Annotated in this window: 18 protein-coding genes; 8 read left to right on the top strand and 10 right to left on the bottom strand. The window is 65.0% G+C overall.

Annotated features, from left to right (window positions below):
• The first annotated feature begins 280 nt into the window (after positions 1 to 280).
• From AC522E_RS07805 to AC522E_RS07790, 4 genes are all read left to right on the top strand, one after another.
• Positions 281 to 856: a phasin family protein gene (locus AC522E_RS07805; protein WP_500749839.1), complete on the top strand. Its 576-nt coding sequence runs from the start codon at positions 281 to 283 to the stop codon at positions 854 to 856.
• 102 nt (positions 857 to 958) lie between these two features.
• Entirely contained in the window at positions 959 to 1,384 is a 426-nt protein-coding gene (locus tag AC522E_RS07800; RefSeq protein ID WP_500749838.1) for a hypothetical protein, read from the top strand.
• Between the two features lie 192 nt (positions 1,385 to 1,576).
• On the top strand, positions 1,577 to 2,050 hold the full coding sequence (locus AC522E_RS07795) for a BA14K family protein (protein ID WP_500749837.1): 474 nt from the start codon (positions 1,577 to 1,579) through the stop codon (positions 2,048 to 2,050).
• A gap of 106 nt (positions 2,051 to 2,156) precedes the next feature.
• Positions 2,157 to 2,675, top strand: coding sequence for a GNAT family N-acetyltransferase (locus AC522E_RS07790; RefSeq protein WP_500749836.1), 519 nt, complete (start codon positions 2,157 to 2,159; stop codon positions 2,673 to 2,675).
• Between the two features lie 321 nt (positions 2,676 to 2,996).
• On the opposite strand, the gene AC522E_RS07785 is transcribed toward AC522E_RS07790, so the two are convergent.
• Together AC522E_RS07785 and AC522E_RS07780 are read right to left on the bottom strand one after the other, a co-directional pair.
• Positions 2,997 to 4,259 carry an alpha/beta hydrolase gene (locus tag AC522E_RS07785; protein ID WP_500749835.1) on the bottom strand — a complete coding sequence of 421 codons (1,263 nt, stop codon included), beginning with the start codon at positions 4,257 to 4,259 and terminating at the stop codon, positions 2,997 to 2,999.
• A 97-nt stretch (positions 4,260 to 4,356) separates the two neighbouring features.
• Positions 4,357 to 4,821 (bottom strand): hypothetical protein, encoded by a 465-nt coding sequence (locus AC522E_RS07780; protein WP_500749834.1) that lies wholly within the window; start codon positions 4,819 to 4,821, stop codon positions 4,357 to 4,359.
• 312 nt (positions 4,822 to 5,133) lie between these two features.
• On the opposite strand from AC522E_RS07780, the gene AC522E_RS07775 reads away from it, so the two are divergent.
• Entirely contained in the window at positions 5,134 to 6,441 is a 1,308-nt protein-coding gene (locus AC522E_RS07775) for an MFS transporter (protein WP_500749833.1), read from the top strand.
• 154 nt (positions 6,442 to 6,595) lie between these two features.
• Complete coding sequence (locus AC522E_RS07770) at positions 6,596 to 7,114, top strand: Spy/CpxP family protein refolding chaperone (protein ID WP_500749832.1); 519 nt, start codon at positions 6,596 to 6,598, stop codon at positions 7,112 to 7,114.
• A 392-nt stretch (positions 7,115 to 7,506) separates the two neighbouring features.
• On the opposite strand, the gene AC522E_RS07765 is transcribed toward AC522E_RS07770, so the two are convergent.
• Both AC522E_RS07765 and AC522E_RS07760 read right to left on the bottom strand, forming a co-directional pair.
• Positions 7,507 to 10,320, bottom strand: a complete 2,814-nt coding sequence (locus AC522E_RS07765; RefSeq protein WP_500749831.1) for an SH3 domain-containing protein — start codon at positions 10,318 to 10,320, stop codon at positions 7,507 to 7,509.
• A 130-nt stretch (positions 10,321 to 10,450) separates the two neighbouring features.
• On the bottom strand, positions 10,451 to 11,134 hold the full coding sequence (locus AC522E_RS07760; protein ID WP_500749830.1) for a hypothetical protein: 684 nt from the start codon (positions 11,132 to 11,134) through the stop codon (positions 10,451 to 10,453).
• A gap of 302 nt (positions 11,135 to 11,436) precedes the next feature.
• Here AC522E_RS07760 and AC522E_RS07755 point away from each other — a divergent pair, with 302 nt between their 5' ends.
• On the top strand, positions 11,437 to 11,631 hold the full coding sequence (locus AC522E_RS07755; protein WP_500749829.1) for a hypothetical protein: 195 nt from the start codon (positions 11,437 to 11,439) through the stop codon (positions 11,629 to 11,631).
• A 35-nt stretch (positions 11,632 to 11,666) separates the two neighbouring features.
• Here the strand turns inward: AC522E_RS07755 and AC522E_RS07750 are convergent, their stop codons facing one another.
• A complete protein-coding gene (locus AC522E_RS07750; protein ID WP_500749828.1) occupies positions 11,667 to 12,110 on the bottom strand; it encodes a hypothetical protein in 444 nt (147 codons plus the stop codon).
• A 208-nt stretch (positions 12,111 to 12,318) separates the two neighbouring features.
• Here AC522E_RS07750 and AC522E_RS07745 point away from each other — a divergent pair, with 208 nt between their 5' ends.
• Positions 12,319 to 12,645 (top strand): DUF1476 domain-containing protein, encoded by a 327-nt coding sequence (locus tag AC522E_RS07745; RefSeq protein ID WP_500749827.1) that lies wholly within the window; start codon positions 12,319 to 12,321, stop codon positions 12,643 to 12,645.
• 81 nt (positions 12,646 to 12,726) lie between these two features.
• Here the strand turns inward: AC522E_RS07745 and AC522E_RS07740 are convergent, their stop codons facing one another.
• Genes AC522E_RS07740 through AC522E_RS07720 form a run of 5 tightly spaced genes read right to left on the bottom strand, consistent with a single transcriptional unit; the run spans position 12,727 to position 15,915 of the window.
• Entirely contained in the window at positions 12,727 to 13,068 is a 342-nt protein-coding gene (locus AC522E_RS07740; RefSeq protein ID WP_500749826.1) for a phasin family protein, read from the bottom strand.
• A 27-nt stretch (positions 13,069 to 13,095) separates the two neighbouring features.
• Positions 13,096 to 13,497 (bottom strand): ATP synthase F1 subunit epsilon, encoded by a 402-nt coding sequence (atpC, locus tag AC522E_RS07735; protein WP_500749825.1) that lies wholly within the window; start codon positions 13,495 to 13,497, stop codon positions 13,096 to 13,098.
• Positions 13,498 to 13,518: 21 nt separating this feature from the next.
• Entirely contained in the window at positions 13,519 to 14,754 is a 1,236-nt protein-coding gene (locus AC522E_RS07730; protein ID WP_500749824.1) for an HlyD family secretion protein, read from the bottom strand.
• Positions 14,747 to 15,217: a hypothetical protein gene (locus AC522E_RS07725; RefSeq protein WP_500749823.1), complete on the bottom strand. Its 471-nt coding sequence runs from the start codon at positions 15,215 to 15,217 to the stop codon at positions 14,747 to 14,749. Before AC522E_RS07725 ends, AC522E_RS07730 begins: the two co-directional genes overlap by 8 nt.
• Complete coding sequence (locus AC522E_RS07720) at positions 15,214 to 15,915, bottom strand: 3-oxoacid CoA-transferase subunit B (protein ID WP_500749822.1); 702 nt, start codon at positions 15,913 to 15,915, stop codon at positions 15,214 to 15,216. Before AC522E_RS07720 ends, AC522E_RS07725 begins: the two co-directional genes overlap by 4 nt.
• Positions 15,916 to 15,919: the final 4 nt, after the last annotated feature.

The raw sequence follows: 15,919 nt of genomic DNA, 5'->3' as shown, positions 1-15,919 counted from the left end.
CTCGGCGAGCACCTCGTGAACAGAGCGCGCCGGGCCTGAACAGCATCCCATTCCATCCGGGTGTCACTGGCCCAAACTGCCAAGTGATTGTCTCTTTCGATCAAGCGGGATGCACGGTCTCGCATACAGTGATTGCATTGGCGTTCCTCGGTTCCTCCCATGACAGGACACCTGATGGTTAGCCGGCTCGCCGGATCCGGCAGCCAAGTCAGAAGGCCGGAGCGCACGCCCGGCAGAGGACACCCGGGACGGCGGCCTTGGGAAGGTGAGGATGGGGGCGATGATGGAAGAGGCGAAGCGGATCCGCCAGCACGGCGAGACGGCCCGACGTGTGACGGAGGACATGGCCGAGACGCTGCGGGCAGGCCTTGAAGGCCTGCAGGTGATGGCCGGAACGCTGCAGGAAGCGGCGGACAGGAGCGTCAGCGCGGTCTCCGAGCTGGCCCATCAGCCGACCGGCAAGGCCATGCAGGGCTTCGGATCGGCCAATGGGGAACTGCAGGAACTGACCGCGGAGACCTCACAGAACCTTCGGGCGGTGGCCGATACCAGCATGGCTCTCGCACATGCCTTTCAAGACATCTCCCGCGAGTGGTTCCGCTTGAGCCAGCGGCGCCTGCAGCAAAACCTCGACAAATTCAACGCCCTCGCCCGCTGCCGGTCGACGACCGAATCTCTCGCGCTACAAAGCTCCATGATACTCGACAACCTGAAGCAGAGCGTCGAGGCCAGTCGGCGCCTCGCCGAGCTCACCATTCGGATGGCCGACGCGGCTTCGAAGACCATCATTGATGACGCGGAGACGACCGCGGGACAAAGGGAGGAAACCGTGCAGCGGGCCGACCGCACGGCGTGACGGTCTGGCACAGCCATGGTGTCCGGCCGTTTCGGCCAGGCCATGGCGGACGGCCCGACTGGCGACATTCATGGCCGGATGCCATGTTGAAAGGAGACCACGATGGGAATTGCGCGCTTCTTCGCTGCCGCTGGGATCGGTCTTGGCGTTGCCGCGTTCGCTGCGGCTTCGGCCACAATGGCGCAAGGGGGCCCGGCCGCCTATCAGGGCGCCTGGCTGTCCGGAAGCGCGGATTGCGCGGAGGTTTTTGCATCCGCGGGCAAAGGAAGCGCGTTCAAGAAGCCGGTCGACATCTTTGCGTCCGCCTTCATCGTCTCCGGCAGCCGCCTGAGGACGCCTCAGGCCTCGTGCCGCATCAAATCGGTCCGGCCGAGCGGCGAACGTCAACTCATGGTGCTCGACTGCGCCAATGCCGTGGCGGGCCACAACGTGCAGGTTCTCATGGCACCACAGCCGGACGGCTCGCTCAAGCGCTACTTCAATGCCCAGGATACCGCCGGAACCGGCTACAGACAGTGCGCGCGATGACGTTCCTGGGGAACGGTGGCACGCGGCGCCGCGGCCTGCAGGCCACCCGTGGCGTCGCCGTTGGGAGTGAGAATCGTGGAGTACCCGCCTGCGTGACCGAACGCGTCGCAGTGCCTTGGGGATGAACGAAGCGGCACGAACTGGGGACGCTTCGAAGGGAGCAAAACGGGGGTGGATGCTAGGGAGGTTGCCATGAGGAAACTCGCAACAGTCGCCGCTGCCGCCCTGATCGTGACCGGCAGTGCCGGAGCAGCCCATGCGCAGTACTGGCGTGGTCCGGGCTGGGGCCACTATGGCGGCTACTATGGTCATCACCATGGCTGGGGAGGCGGTGCCGTCGCCGCCGGGCTGATCGGTGGTGCGATCCTTGGAGGCCTGATCACGGCGGCCACCGCCGCCCCGTATGGGTATGGATATGGATATGGGTATCCAGCCTACGGCTATGGTTACTACGGACCCTGGCCGGGCTACTATCCGCGCCGCGCGTACTACTACCCGCGGCCGGTCTACTACGCTCCGCGGTACTACTACCCTCGCCTGGCCTATTACGGACCGCGCGTCTATCCACGGCCGGTCTACTACGGGCCGCGCTATTACGGAGCGTACCGGGGCTTCTACGGCCCACGCTACCTTGGGCCCCGCGCAGCGTTCCGGCGGCACTACTGAAGACATCGCGCGTTGGGTCCCAGCCCTATGACACCGCTCCCCCGGGACCCGCGCGAGGTGGTGGGCAGCGTTCTTACGGGCGCGAGCTAGAGATCAGGAGGCGCCATTGCTGGCACGGGATTATTCGGCCACCGAGACCCTGCGCGATGGATGCTTGGTTGAAATCCGCGCCCTCAGGCCCGGGGATCGGGAACGCCTGCTAGCCGCGGTCGGCCGGACCAGTGACCAATCCCTCTACAGGCGCTTCTTCGCCTTCAAGCGTGCCTTCACGGACCAGGAGGTCGACTTTTACGTCAATGTCGATTTCGTGAGCCACGTCGCCCTGGTCGCTGAATTGGACGAAGGTGGGCAAAAGATGATCGTCGGCGGGGCGCGCTACGTCGTGCTGCCGCCAGGGAAGGCCGAGGTTGCCTTTGCCGTGGACGATGCCCACCAGGGAAAGGGCATTGGCGCTGCCCTGTTACGCCACCTGGTGGCGATTGCCCGCCAAACCGGGCTCGAGGAGTTGGTTGCGGATGTCCTGCCGGAGAATACTGCGATGTTGAAGGTGTTCTCGGCAAGCGGACTTGGGATCAGGACGACGCAGGAGCCGGGAGCTATCCATGTCGCGCTCCAGCTGACATGAGGCGACGTTCCGGATGAGGAAGCGTGCCATGCAGAGGTTCATTGCGCAGGAGCTTCGCTGTCCCAGGCAACGTCCCGCCAACGACAATTGGCCGGCTGCACGAGCGGTGAATGCCAGCCATCGAAGACGGAGGTCGCGGCAATTCGTGCTCATAGCCTTTGGTCTGTTGGGCCTGACAATCATGTCCTGCCTGATCGGAATTGGCGCGGTGGAGACGGCCATACGCCTGCTGTGACGGAGACGTCACCCGCAAATTTGACTCCTGGCGTGTCGTCGCGTCTTTCTCGATCCTGCTCGCCCCAAGCGCGGGGGTTTCAAACCCTAGGGCGCGGCGACGCCGGAAGCGGTTTGCCCCAACTCCTCGACATGGCGGCCGAAGGTTTCGCGCGTCTGCGGATCGACAACCGCCACCGGTGCGGACACCGCCAGCCCTGCCGCGGTCCCCACGGCGGCGGCCGTCCCGGCCGTGACCTGGATGATGCGATCCCCCAGTCCGACGCGGGAATCCGTCACCGTCTGGCCTTCGGCCAGACGTCTCCCGATAAGCTGCACCACCTCGGGGCTTTCGGCGAATTTGGCATGGTTGAGCGCATCCCCCGCCCGGAGCTTGGTGAGGTCGAGAACCGTCACATCGGCCCGCTCGAGCTGCGTCCGGTAGGGCTCCTGATCCGGGTTGATGGCACCGAGGCGGGCTTCGCTTCCCCACACCCGCCGGGAGACGGCCAGAGCCCGGTCGTCCTGCGACACGAACAAGGTGAACGAGGGCCGCCTCGCCTTCGGTCCCATATCGACGATCGCCTCGCGGGCGAGGTCGACATCGACATCGGGAGCCGCAAGCAGGATGTTGCGGATCTTTTGCGGGACTCGCCCGTCCCGGATCGCCATCTGGCGCAAGGTTTCGAGCGCGAGTGAATTTCCCATGGAATGCGCCAGGATCGAGATTTCGCCGACCGCGGGATCCCGGGAGATAGCCTTCAGCAAGGCCTCCAGGCCATTGCGGGAATAAGCCGTGCTCTCGCGGTCATAGCCATAGGCCAGGACGCTGCCGCGCGACGGCCAGGTGAACAGGATCGGCACGGCGAGGGCGCGGGAGTCGTGCACGATCTGGGCAAACCGGAAGACCGCGTCGTCGAAGCGGTTATTGAAGCCGTGAATGAACACGAGCACCTGCCGCTTGGGGACAGTCCGCAAGCTTCGGTGAAACCAGGCGAGCGCCTGGTCGCGATCGATCACGTCTGCCTTTACCGTCACGAAATCCGTGGCCGGGTTGCCGGGAACCTGCCGCGGCCACTGCACCTCCCCCACCTGTCGCGCGCGCGCAGGCGGGATCGAGACCACGATGTTGGCGAAGGCGGCGGCCGGACCCCGGTCGCCGGAAAACAGCTCCGTTGGATCGGCTCGCTTGCGGGTGGTGGCGACGAGCATGTCGACTCGGCTCGCACCTGGAGCGGTCCCGTCGCTCACGGGCACCATGACGCCCCGCACACTGGCACAGGCACCAAGCAGCAAGACCAGGGAAAGGACCAACAGGAGGGTCATCACGGCTGTCTCGGCCGATCCTTCCTTTGAGCGGGCAAGGGCCATGCGCACCAAACCTCCTCGGCAAGTTGCCTGGTGTCGAGCTGCCCCAGGGGGTTCACGCCGTTCGCCTGCGAGAGTTGGCCTGGAGCAAGCTGCCGACTTATCGAAGCTTGATCCGGACGGCATCCGCACCGGTGGCCAGCATCAGGCCTTCTCGCTTCGTGCGCAGCCGCAGCACGACGCCCTTGTCGTTCTGCAGCCAGAGCCGGCCATCGCCTCGGCTCGCCAAGGCCCAGCCAAGGCGCACCTGTCCGTAGACGCCGGCCAGATCCGAAACCCGGGTGAGCTGATAGACCTCTCCGGTCGACTTGATCTTCGAGGCACCAATGCCACCGATGCCGAGACCATTGATCGTGAACGGATAGGAGCGTCCGCGGAAGAACAGCGTGCCGCCTCCGACGGCCGCGCTGCCAATGAAGGCGAGCTGTGCCTGGTCGATGGCGACCCGGGCTACGGGCTGTGGGGCAGGCGCAGTCTGCGAGCTGGCCTGTGATGCTGTTATCGTTACCCCGACGATCAGGAAAGCCTGAAGGGCTCCCTTGCGGAATTCGCGTGCTCCTTGCATCCATGCCTCCTTGAACGTCCTTGGCAGAGCGGCGGGCCCCTCGCCCGGCCCGGTCCGCCGGCGCCTGCGCGCGACGGTTCGTATTCCGGCGAGCCTTCGGTTCCCCGGCCCTTGAAGGCACCCTAGCTCGGCCTGCGTGCCATGCTTGACCAATCAGGACGAACCCTTGCCAGTTTGAGACATCGAAAAGGCCAAGTTCAGCGACATCCTGATCGCGGATGAGACCGGCCGTGCTGCCGGTGCTTGGCTGTTGGAGCGTCATGCGTTCATTGGCCGAGGCGCAGGGTACATCCCCTGGACGAGGGCGAGGCAATGGATGAACCGTACCCGCGAACTGCCTCCACAGCCCAGGCAACGGACCAGGTTCACGCCTGGATTGTGGCGGGTCTGCTGTGTCTGTTCATGCTCATCAACTTTGCTGACCGGGCGGTGCTCGGCCTCGCCGCCGTTCCGATCATGCAGGACCTTGGACTGACCCACAGCCAGTTCGGCCTGATTGCGACGAGCTTCTTCACGCTCTTCTCGGTGGGAGGTGTGATCGGCGGTTTCGTGGTGAACCGCGTCGCCTCCAAGTGGGTGCTGGCGGCCCTCGGGCTGATCTGGTCCCTATGCCAGTTGCCCATGATGCTGTCAGCCTCGGTGGCCGCCCTGGTCATGAACCGGGTTGCCCTCGGCTTCGGCGAGGGGCCCGCCTACCCGGTCGCATTGCATGCCGTCTACAAGTGGTTTCCGAACGAGCGCCGCGCCGTCCCGACGAGCCTCATCGCCGTCGGCACCTTGGCCGGCAACGGGATCGCGGCGCCCGTGATCGTCGCCATCATCGCCGCATGGTCCTGGCACGCGGCATTCGGATTTGTCGGTGCGGTAGGCCTCATTTGGTGCGTCGCATGGCTGGCGATCGCCCGCGAGGGGCCCCTCGCCCCGGATATCCAGAGTTGCGGCGGGTCCGCGGCGCGGATGCCGTATCGCCGCCTGCTCAGATGTCAAACCGTCATCGGCGTCCAAGTTGTGGGCTTCTGTGCCTATTGGCTGCTGACGCTGGCAGTCGTCTGGCTACCGGCTTTTTTGACCCAGGCCTTCGGATACACGCCGGTCCAGGCCAGTTGGATCATGATGCTGGTGTCGCTCAGTCAGATCGTGCTTCTGCCCGGTATATCGGTTCTGTCCGATATCCTGAAGCGACGTGGCATTCCGAGCCGACTCGCGTGCGGAGCGGTTGCATGCGCCAGCACCCTCGCCTCGGGTTTGATCATCATCCTGTTGGCACGATCCCAGGGGACGCTGCCGATCATCGTGTGCACCATGGTCGCCTTCTCCCTCTGCAACGTGATGTTCGTGCTCGGACCTGTCCTGATCGCCGAGGTGACCCCGGTCGAGCGGCGCGGGCCGGTCCTCGGGGTCACCAATGCGATTACGACGCTGGCTGGTCCTCTTGCTCCGGTGGTCACGGGTGTGATGGTCGACATCGGCTCTCATCCGGCGGATGGGGTCCGAATGGCCCTCCTCATCGCGGGATGCCTCGCCATCCTCGGGGCGCTCGCGGGATTTGCCCTGATTCATCCGGGGGCGGACCGGAGCGGCGATCCACCAAACCCAGCGCGCGAAATTCAACGGGCGTGATGGTTCGCCTCGGCCCACGCACGGATTGCGCGGGCCGGTTGCCGACCTGCCCCGCCGAGCCGCGTCCCAAACTGGCAAGGCGCTGTCCCAAGCCATCAAGCATGCTAGCCACCCGGTCCTAGCATGCGGGCGTTCAAAAACCGCGGAGACTGAGATGCTGAAGAGAACGATTGCCGTTATGGCGGCCCTGTACATCGTTGGCGCGCCCCTCGCCCATGCGCAACAGAGCGCCTCCGCCAGTCCTGCCGCCATGCCGGACGATGGGCGGCTGAGCCCGACTGAATTCAAGATCCTGGCCGACGTGAGAGTCGGTGTGATCAAGGCGGCATTGCAGCTCACCCCTGAGCAGCAGCAACATTGGGCGCCCGTGGAGGAGGCGATCCGCGCCCGGTCGGAGGCCCGCTTCCGCCGCCTGTCCGCGCTCGAGGAACGCATGGGCAAGTGGCAGGAAGTCGATCCCGTGCAGTTTTACCGCGATCGCGCTGAATCCCTGGCGGAACGGGCCGCTGGCCTGAAGAAGCTCGCCGATGCGTGGCAACCGCTCTACCAGACCCTGACACCTGACCAGAAGATGCGGCTGCGCTTCGTCACCGTACGCGCCCTCGAGGGCGCCAGAGCCGCGATGGAAAGCCGTCAAATGGACATCTACGACGAGGACGACTCCGAGTTCTGACCTTCGCGGTAGATGGGCCGGCGCGGGAAGGCTCCGCGCCGGCTGATCGGCACCGGGGCATTGTTTGAATTAAGAATCGCCACGGCCCCATTGGAGCCATGATGTCGCGAAGGGCTGGGATTGGCCGCGCCTGCCGCCCTTTCCATGGCCCCAGCTGCCTCGAACGCGGATGTCTCTTGTCAGATCGTATCCATGTCGAAGAGCTGCATCGCGCATACGGTCGCGCCCGTGGCTCGGGCCTGACGACGCCAGGCACGGCGGCCCGGGTGGTAAGCACACTCCGGCACTCCGCTGAACTGCGGTCCGGTCAGTCATCCCGGCAGCCGTCTACCTCTGGTGCTCGGAAGGAATTGGGGCTGACAAAGCCGCTGTGGGCGAGCGGACGCCCATGCCTAGCGCCGTCCCCTTCCACCGCCGCGGAAACCTCCTCCCCCTCCAAAGCCACCCCGTGGCGTGACGCTGCGCTGAGGTGAAAAGGATGACATGCTGCGACGCGAGAACTGGGGCGACGTCGGTCCGGCAAATTGACGACTGGCGATCTGGCGCTGGTTTCCAAGGTTTCGCGCCTGGGCGTCCCGCATCAGGTTTGACGGAAGCTGCTGCGGGGTGGCCGGACGCGATGCCGGGCGCTGCGCCTTTGGCCGTTGCGGCGTCGGGCGCTGTTGCGCCGCGGGGCGAGGCTTTGCCGCCGCAGGACGTTGCGCCGCCGCCTGGCGATCCTTTGCAGCGGGACGTTGTTGTGCTGTCGGTCGCTGTTGCTCCGATGGGCGTTGTTGCACCTGACGCTCTCCAGACGGGCGCTGCGCCGCCCGTTCCCGCGCCGCGCCGCCATTCGTGCGGTCCCTGCGGGCCTGTTCGCCGTCGGCGGTCAGTCGCTGGCCGAGAGCCGCACCGGCCGCCCCGGCCGCGCCTGCTCCCGCAAGCCCCCTCAGAGCCTCGCCTCCTCCACGCTCCTGCAGCCGCTCGCGCCCTTCCGGCGAAAGGCCCTCGCGTCCCTCCCCGCGCCCGAGCAGATCACCTCCCTTGGGCTGCGCCACGTCCTGCCAGCCGCCATCAAAGCGCTGCCATCCGTTGCCAGTATTTCGGTAGACATTCCCATCCCTGCCCGCATAGATGTCGCCGCGCCTGCCCTCGCGGATGAAGCCCTGCCCGTTCGATGCGTTCCAACGCAGCGACGAGCCGCCCGTCGCGGTGTCTCGCGCCGTCACGCGGGCCCATTCGGAGCCACGCTTGACTCCAGCCGATTTCCACGCGCCGTAAACATTGCGTCCGCCCGCGAGGTATCCGGCCCCATCCGTACGCGGATTGTAGGCCCCGACGAAGCCGGCCGATCCCCGCGCCCCCCAAGCCGCGCCGGCGCGGGCATAGGCGCCCGTGCTCGGGTTCCAGGTCCGCGTCCCGGCGATGCCGCGATAGGGACCGTACGCATAGCCGTAACGGCCATACATTCCTCGGATCGGGTTGTAGTAGGCGCCGATGCCCCAGGTGACCGGCCGTGGATAGTAGATTGGGTAGGCATTGCCGGGCCAGCGGTACCAGTATGGCGCGTAGCGCCAGCCGGTGCCGTAGACATAAGTGCCCCAGGCCAGATAGTTGAACAGGTAACCCATGGTGTAGCCGTACCAGACGGCAGCCGGCTCGGTGTCATACACGCGCACATATGTGACATTGTAGACAGGCGAGGACGGCGGGATCGTGTAGATGGCCTCGGGGACTACGCGTGCAAGCTGCCACGGACCGTCCGGAGTGTCCGAGACGAACCAGACGCCGTCCTGCAACAGGAAATACTGCTGCCCGGCCTTGATGACCGTGTCGGTCGTGTTGGTCGCATAGGAGAGATCGGTCGTCTCGATGGGGACGAATTGGGCATCGCCCGCATAGGCGACCGTCGGCGTGATCGAGCCAGCCTCGACCCGTGCGGTGGTGGGGATGCTGGCCTTGAGCCGTGCCTCGGCGGCCTCCGATGTGCCCGGCACGCTCGCGCGCACGGCGAAATAAGGTGCGTCCTCGGGTAGGTTCCGGAAGTCGGCTGGCAAATCGGGCGTGGCGAATGTCCACGGGCCCTTCTCCAGTGATGGCGCGCGAAACCATCGTCCCGACAGAAGCACGTACCATTGCTTTCCGGCCCTGTCGAAGAACACATCCGCCTCGGTATTCGAAGCCCATTGCAACGAGGTGTTCGGCACATCCTGGAGCGCCGGTGGCCCGTTGAACTGAATCATCTCGGCCGATGCATCTGTCGTGATGACCTTGGGTGCCCTCCCGCCTTGGTAAGGTTCCGGCGGCATGGCCGCGCGGGCATCGGCCCAGTTACTGTCATCGGGAAGGCCCCTCAGCAACGCCGGCATATCGGTCACAACCGTCCACGGACCGTCGATGGCGGGTGCCGTCAGCCAGTGGGTGTCGTCGCGCAGGTAGAGAGCGCCTCCCTCGTCAAGCCGGAAAAGATCCCAGTTCGTGTTCACCACGAAGGACAGCCCGGTTTGGCTTTTGACGGGAGCATAGGCAGGCTCGCCATCGGTCTGCACCAGAATCGCCGGCACGGTCGAAACAAGGATCTGTGGCGGGTCCGCCTTGAGCCCCGCCACATCGGTCATGCGCTTCTGCTCGGCGAGGCTCGCCGTCACCCGCGCCTCGGCTACCGTGATCGGGCCTGTCGGCAGCAGCTTGCCGGTCTCCATGGAGAGCGCCTTCAGGTCGTCGCGATCAAGCCCCGAGAAGTTGAGCTGGGTGACTACGATGTCCCTGACGACGATTTCGCCGGCATCCTCGTCGTACGACGTCGCGCCTTTGAGCCCGATCACACCGAACACCGGGTTGGCATCGGGCACCTTCACATATTCGGCCGCGACCAGCGCCTCGATAGTCTTGAAGTCTGTCCACTCGGTGAATTGCGGCTGGAACAGCACGAGGCGGCCCTTGCCGATCTCAAAGGTGCGGGGCCAACCCTCGGGCTCCTTGCTCTGCTCCAGATAGCGCCCGCTGACGAAACCCCGCTGTCCCGTGACCGTCACGGCACACCAGCTGCCCGATTCATCGCAGCCGCCGATCTCGACCTCCGTGCCGGCCGCAAGAGTCCGGATGGAGGAGAAGTTCGTTCCTGGACCCGAACGGAAGTTGACGCTGCTGGTGGTCGCTCCCGGGGCCGCAAGCGCCGGCGTCGTGGCGATGATGGGAGCAAGCGCGAACGCGATGACCTGACGCATCAGAAATCACTCCTGCAACGCCCGGCATCCGGAAGTTCGCGATACCAGGAAGTCTCCGGCACCCAGTTCCGGCGGAGCCGGACAGGCTGAACGGTCAGCCTATCCGGCAGCTACCACCGGCACTCGACGATCACTGCACGGTACCGCGGGCCCGGCCTCCCGGGACACGGCATGAGCATCCGGTCCCGACCGGTGCCGAACTGGTCAGAGCACAGGTCCTGGCCGGGGTCACACAGTAGCCGCCAACCGCCGATGCGACCGGCGTTTGATATGTGGAATACGGATAGTTGTAATAGGGATACGTTGCCGCCCCGACGATGCTGCCCGTGACCAGCCCAGCTGCTCCCCATCCGCCATAATACGGGTAGTTCCCATAGTACCCGCCATAGTACGGATAGCGTCCGTAGTAGCGACCATAGGCGGGATACCGCCCGCCATAGTACGGATACCTGCCGCCCCAGGATCCCGGCGGACGGACGCCATATCGCCCATCGCCCCGATTGCCGAAGTAGCCGCCTCTGCTGCCGAGGCGGTTGTCAAAACGGACGCCCGGACTGCCGATCGCCGCCTGACGGAAGCCACCGCCCATTCCCACTCGGGAGCCGCCCCGGGGGACGTACATCCTGGAGCCCCCGAAGCTGCCGGCCCGGAAGCTCCCGCCGCCGAAGCCGCCCCCACCCATGCGAACGCCGCCGAAGCCGCCTCCACCCATGCGACCACCACCGCCGCGACCGCCGCGCTGGGCCTCGGCAATATCCGGGATCAGGAGTGCGCCCGCTGCGAGAACGCACAGAACCAGGAGAGACTTGTTCATCGTCATCCTCCCTTTCCGACAGGGGCACATCAGGGATTGAGGCAGGCTGTCGGGACCAAAAAGCATTTTGATCCCTTTATGCAGGGTTTGCTTGATCGTCTGGGACAAGCGCTTGGCATTTTGCGACGCAAACCGCAGGCGAAACGCCGCCTGCGGCGGCGGCCTTTCCGAGGAGAACCGGGTTGGCTGGGATTTCAGGCAGGGCTGGTCGCGGTTGTTCCGGGTGGCCGGTAAGCCTTTTGGTCGTTTGACGATAAGGCTAGGGTACCGGCAGAGTGATCCCCCTGGAACGAGGTATGGCCATGACCGTAGATCGTGCGATGCTGAGGCAGGCTCTGAGCGAACTCCTGAGGCTGAAGGGCTGCGCCGACAACCCGACGCGCTTCCGTGCCCTGCTCTACAGCTCCGCCCTTGCGGAATGGGCTGAAGAGCTTGGGGTAAATCAGCGCAAGCTGAACAAGCTCGTCGACGTCAGGGCAACGGTCTCAGGCAGCTAGCCACGTTCAGACCCAAGCCGCGGGCCTCTGCGGCTTCAACGGATGCGAATCTCCACGCCGCTTACGTTGGCGTTGAACTCCAGCCCCATGTTGCGTCCGCTCAGGTCGAGGACGACGCCCCTGGCATTCTGCAGGCGGATGCCCGATACGCCGCCGCCGACAGCGACCCCTCCACCGACGGCCGTATAGGTGCCGACAATGTCGGAGGCCCGGCGAAGGTTGTAGGCGCGCCCGACGAGATCGGCCTTCGAGGCTCCGATTGTTGCGCCGAGGCTCAAGCCGCCGACGCTCAACGGGTAACGGCGTCCCTGGAAGACGAGCGTTCCTCTGCCGCCTCCGACGCCGACAATGAAGCCCGCCTTGGCGATCTCGAGGCGGACCGTCCCGCTCGCGGCCCATCCTGGTGACGCTAGCCCCGCCCCGAACGTCACCGCGACTGTGACCAGGCCAAAACGAAGCGCTTGCCTGAATGCGAGCATGACTCCCTCCCTCTTCTCGCAGGCGGGGGCGAACCCGGTGCTAATTTTGCTCCCGAACATGGGCATTTGCCACCAGCCTCTGATGCCGATGCGCTCCACACTTCCGCAGAGAACAGCCTGATCCAAATGCTATCATGATCATGCAACCGAAGATCTCGTGTATGATGCCGTTCGGACCTGTTGGTCGCAGTGGACGTGGAGATGCCCCATGACGCTTTTCGAAGATCGCGAGCGGGCCTTCGAGCAGATGTTCGTCCATGACGAGGAAGCACAGTTCAGGGCGCTGGCATGGCGCAACAAGCTGCTTGGACAATGGGCCGCCGCCCAGCTCCGCCTCACGGGCGAGAAAGGCGACGCCTATGTCAGCGAGATCAGCGGGAGCCTGGTTGCCCGTGTCGTCGACGAAGGTCTGGTCGACAAGCTGAGGGCAGACTTCGAAGCCAACAGCGTCCCTGTTTCCGATGAACAGATCCGCGAGAAAATGTCCGAACTGATGGCGACAGCCATCGCCCACGTCCGCTCGAGCACATGGTGAGCTGACGTGGGCCCTGATGCACGGGCCACCTGCTCCCAATACGACGGGATCCATCCACGCTGCGAACGGGCCTGAAATCCATCACTCCTTTCGGCCGGCTCCGCCGCTGGCCGCCTTGGCGCAGATGGTCATCAGCTTGGTCATTTCGGCATTGTAGTCACGCATGGTTTCCTCGATCCAGCGGGACTGGATCGCCGTGACATCCGCCATATTCCTGCAGGCCATCATCTCGCGGGTAGCCTCGGCGTCCTTTTCGAGACGCATGGAGACGAAGCCAATCATTTCGCGCTGGCATTCAGTGGTCGCAGCAAACCAGCCTTCCGTGGCCCTTTGCAGCGCCTGATTGGTGTCGCCCGACAGGGCGAATCCCTGTGCGCCGTGCGTCGAGTCGGACAGTGTCGACTTCTTTGACATGGTAGCCATCGATCGTTCTCCTGAAGTTAGCATTCGTTAGAACGAAAGGGTCGTCTTCACCTGCTCCAGTCGGCTGATCGCGAAATCCGCCTCGCGGCGCGCCCTGTCGTCCCGCAGAGCCTCGCGCATGGTTTCCAGATGCAGGATCTCCTCGTCGAGGCGGTCGCGCGTGAGTTCCTCGGGCGGCAGCGCCCGCTCTGCGAGAACCGCCACGCTCGTGCCGGTGATCTCAACGAACCCACCTCGGACGAAAGCACGGTGCCCGTGACCCTGTGTGTCGGTCACCGCGACGAGTCCGGGGTTGAGCATCGCCATGGTCGGCTCATGCCCCGGCATGACGGTCATGTCGCCTTCGGTTGCCGGCAGCATCACCGCCCGCACCTCGCCGGAGAACAGCACCCGCTCCGGCGAGATCAGCTCGAATAGGATGGTCGCCATCGCATTCCTCCCTAGCGTTGATCAATGCCCGCCGAGCACGAGGGTCTGAATCGGGTAAAGCAGCGCCTGAATGCGCAGGATCAGGGCATGCACGAGGCCAACGCCGTCCACGACGTGAAGAATAATCCGCCGCATCGTGCTGGTCCCCGGGGCGACGATTTCGTCGTGATGGCTGCTATAGGCATTCACGATGCAGCTGCTGCCGGGGGTAACCCCGTCGAATCCGCCTTCGTAGAGTGGCTCGAGAAACGTCAGCATGGTACCTGGCCGCGCCACCTGCGTCACATCCAGCAGCTGCTCACCGCTGCGGACTTGGCCGGCGGCGATATAGTCCTGCAAACCCGTTACGACCATCGGAATGATCGTCCAGGGCTCCGACGCGCAGGTGGCCTCGGCCACCATCCCGACCGTCAGCGCCTGGGACTCGACCTGGTCAAAACCGGCCTGCAGGCTGCCCCGTCCCGCGCCTTCCGGGATCAGAACCCCGGCCGGGCGCATGAGCGGGTTGACGACGTCACCCGCCCGAAGCGTGAACTGCTCCAGCCGGCCGTCAACGCCGGCCCGGATGACAGTCTTCGACAGGTCCACTTCGGCTTGTGCCAACTCGGCCTCGGCACTGGCCTTCTGAGCGGGGAGCAAGGTGGAAAGCTGCACCTCGGCCTGCTGCTTTGCGGCGGTGGCGGCGTCGATGCTGCCCTGGCGTCCCTGAACGGCAACCTGCAGCTTCTCGATATCCCGCGTAGCCACGGCGCCGGGATTGCGCCGGTAGATTTCCTGCTTGGTCTCCAGCTCGTCGACCGCCTGCTGATACGCGCTCCGGGCCTCTTGGAGCTTGCCCTCGGCAGCCTGAATGTCGCTCTGCGCGACCACCATGGCGGCTTGGGTCTCGGCGATCCTGCGGCGGGCGGTTTCCGCGGCGGCCTCTTGCTTCGAGCTGTCGAGCCGGAAAATCGGATCACCCTGCTTTACCGCACCGCTCACGCCGTCGACATAGATTTGCGCGACCCGACCATTGATCTCAGGCAGGACCGGAATGGTGCGGAAAAATGCCGTCGCGTTCATGGTGGCAGGGTGGTTGTAGAAAACCACCGTGATCAGCCCGATGGTGAGCATCAGGCAGGTGACGATGCCCCAGCGCAGCTCGAACCAGACCGAGTAGAGCGTGATTTCCCGGCCAATCCGCTTGCCCTGGCCATAGCGGCGGTAGAGGTAGTCCGGCAGGATCGTGACCAGAGAGCAAAGCAGAATCTCAAGCATGGGACTGCTCCTTTGGCACGCGATAAGGTGTGACGGTGGTCGGCGCCTCGACCGCTTCTTCACCCTGCGCAGCGACGGGGACATTCTCGTCCGGCACGTCGTCTGCGCCCGTCCCCGGCCTGATGCCCGCGATCTTCTCAAGAGATCCGGCCATCCTGTTGAGGGTGCCCCCGAAGTCGGGAATATCGATCAGCGCGAGCAGCAGCCCGGCCACCCAGAAGATGTGCATGTGGGTAAACAGGGCCAGCAGACCCAGCACCGCCACGATCTCGAATTGAATCTTCTGCGACTTGTGCGCCATGCGCTCGGGCAGAGTGTGCAGGCGCAGGAACAGGATACCGACGGTCAGTACGGCGAGCACCAGGAACGCAGCCGTGATCACCATGAGGACATCGGTTCCGCCGGGCGCCGTGATGAAGATCGGCAGATGATGGGGGGCAGCTGGGTTGAGTGATGGGGTCATATGGCCTCTCCCATGGAAGGCGGGGCAACGGGTTCGGACGGAGATTTCGAAATCGATGGTGCGGACAGTTCAGGGGAAATGGCGAGTTCGGCCTCCGTGGCCGCGACCACCTCCTCGACGGTCACGCCATCCTGCGTCTCCAGGAGGGTGGCTCGCCCCTCCGGAAAGCCGATCACTGCGAGCTCCGTGATGACGAGGTTCACCGAACGGCCCGATGTGAGCGGCAATGAGCACTCCCGCACGATCTTCGGGCGGCCCTTGGCGGTGTGCTGCATGGCGACGATGACGCGCTTGGCTCCGGTCACCAGATCCATGGCGCCGCCCATGCCGGGCACCATCTTGCCCGGCACCATCCAGTTGGCGAGATGGCCATGCTGATCGACCTGGAGGCCGCCCAAGACCGTAAGGTCAAGGTGTCCGCCCCGGATCAGGCCGAAGGACATGGCGCTGTCGAACGTCGACGCTCCCGGCAGGGCCGTCACGGGCTTTCCGCCCGCATCCGTGAGCCACGGCAGCGCCATGCCGGGCTCCGGCACCGGGCCGGTGCCGATGAGGCCGTTCTCGGACTGGAAGAAAACGTGGATGCCCTTGGGAACGAAGTTCGCGACAAGGGTCGGAATGCCGATGCCGAGATTGACCAGCATGCCATCCCGCAACTCCAGTGCGATGCGTTTGGCGATGAGGGATTGCGCATCCATGGCG

It is taken from the genome of Microvirga sp. BF8 (assembly GCF_059888585.1).
The sequence above is the reverse complement of the archived record's forward strand: the minus strand, read 5'-3'. Positions and strand labels throughout refer to the sequence as shown.

Excerpts from the sequence above, each read along its gene's own strand:
- AC522E_RS07750 (WP_500749828.1), bottom strand. The coding sequence starts at position 12,110 with ATGCTCGCATTCAGGCAAGCGCTTCGTTTTGGCCTGGTCACAGTCGCG.
- AC522E_RS07785 (WP_500749835.1), bottom strand. The coding sequence starts at position 4,259 with ATGGCCCTTGCCCGCTCAAAGGAAGGATCGGCCGAGACAGCCGTGATG.
- AC522E_RS07780 (WP_500749834.1), bottom strand. The coding sequence starts at position 4,821 with ATGCAAGGAGCACGCGAATTCCGCAAGGGAGCCCTTCAGGCTTTCCTG.
- AC522E_RS07800 (WP_500749838.1), top strand. The coding sequence starts at position 959 with ATGGGAATTGCGCGCTTCTTCGCTGCCGCTGGGATCGGTCTTGGCGTT.
- AC522E_RS07805 (WP_500749839.1), top strand. The coding sequence starts at position 281 with ATGATGGAAGAGGCGAAGCGGATCCGCCAGCACGGCGAGACGGCCCGA.
- AC522E_RS07720 (WP_500749822.1), bottom strand. The coding sequence starts at position 15,915 with ATGGATGCGCAATCCCTCATCGCCAAACGCATCGCACTGGAGTTGCGG.
- AC522E_RS07755 (WP_500749829.1), top strand. The coding sequence starts at position 11,437 with ATGACCGTAGATCGTGCGATGCTGAGGCAGGCTCTGAGCGAACTCCTG.
- AC522E_RS07775 (WP_500749833.1), top strand. The coding sequence starts at position 5,134 with ATGGATGAACCGTACCCGCGAACTGCCTCCACAGCCCAGGCAACGGAC.
- AC522E_RS07740 (WP_500749826.1), bottom strand. The coding sequence starts at position 13,068 with ATGGCTACCATGTCAAAGAAGTCGACACTGTCCGACTCGACGCACGGC.
- AC522E_RS07725 (WP_500749823.1), bottom strand. The coding sequence starts at position 15,217 with ATGACCCCATCACTCAACCCAGCTGCCCCCCATCATCTGCCGATCTTC.
- AC522E_RS07745 (WP_500749827.1), top strand. The coding sequence starts at position 12,319 with ATGACGCTTTTCGAAGATCGCGAGCGGGCCTTCGAGCAGATGTTCGTC.
- AC522E_RS07730 (WP_500749824.1), bottom strand. The coding sequence starts at position 14,754 with ATGCTTGAGATTCTGCTTTGCTCTCTGGTCACGATCCTGCCGGACTAC.
- atpC (WP_500749825.1), bottom strand. The coding sequence starts at position 13,497 with ATGGCGACCATCCTATTCGAGCTGATCTCGCCGGAGCGGGTGCTGTTC.
- AC522E_RS07795 (WP_500749837.1), top strand. The coding sequence starts at position 1,577 with ATGAGGAAACTCGCAACAGTCGCCGCTGCCGCCCTGATCGTGACCGGC.
- AC522E_RS07765 (WP_500749831.1), bottom strand. The coding sequence starts at position 10,320 with ATGCGTCAGGTCATCGCGTTCGCGCTTGCTCCCATCATCGCCACGACG.
- AC522E_RS07760 (WP_500749830.1), bottom strand. The coding sequence starts at position 11,134 with ATGAACAAGTCTCTCCTGGTTCTGTGCGTTCTCGCAGCGGGCGCACTC.
- AC522E_RS07770 (WP_500749832.1), top strand. The coding sequence starts at position 6,596 with ATGCTGAAGAGAACGATTGCCGTTATGGCGGCCCTGTACATCGTTGGC.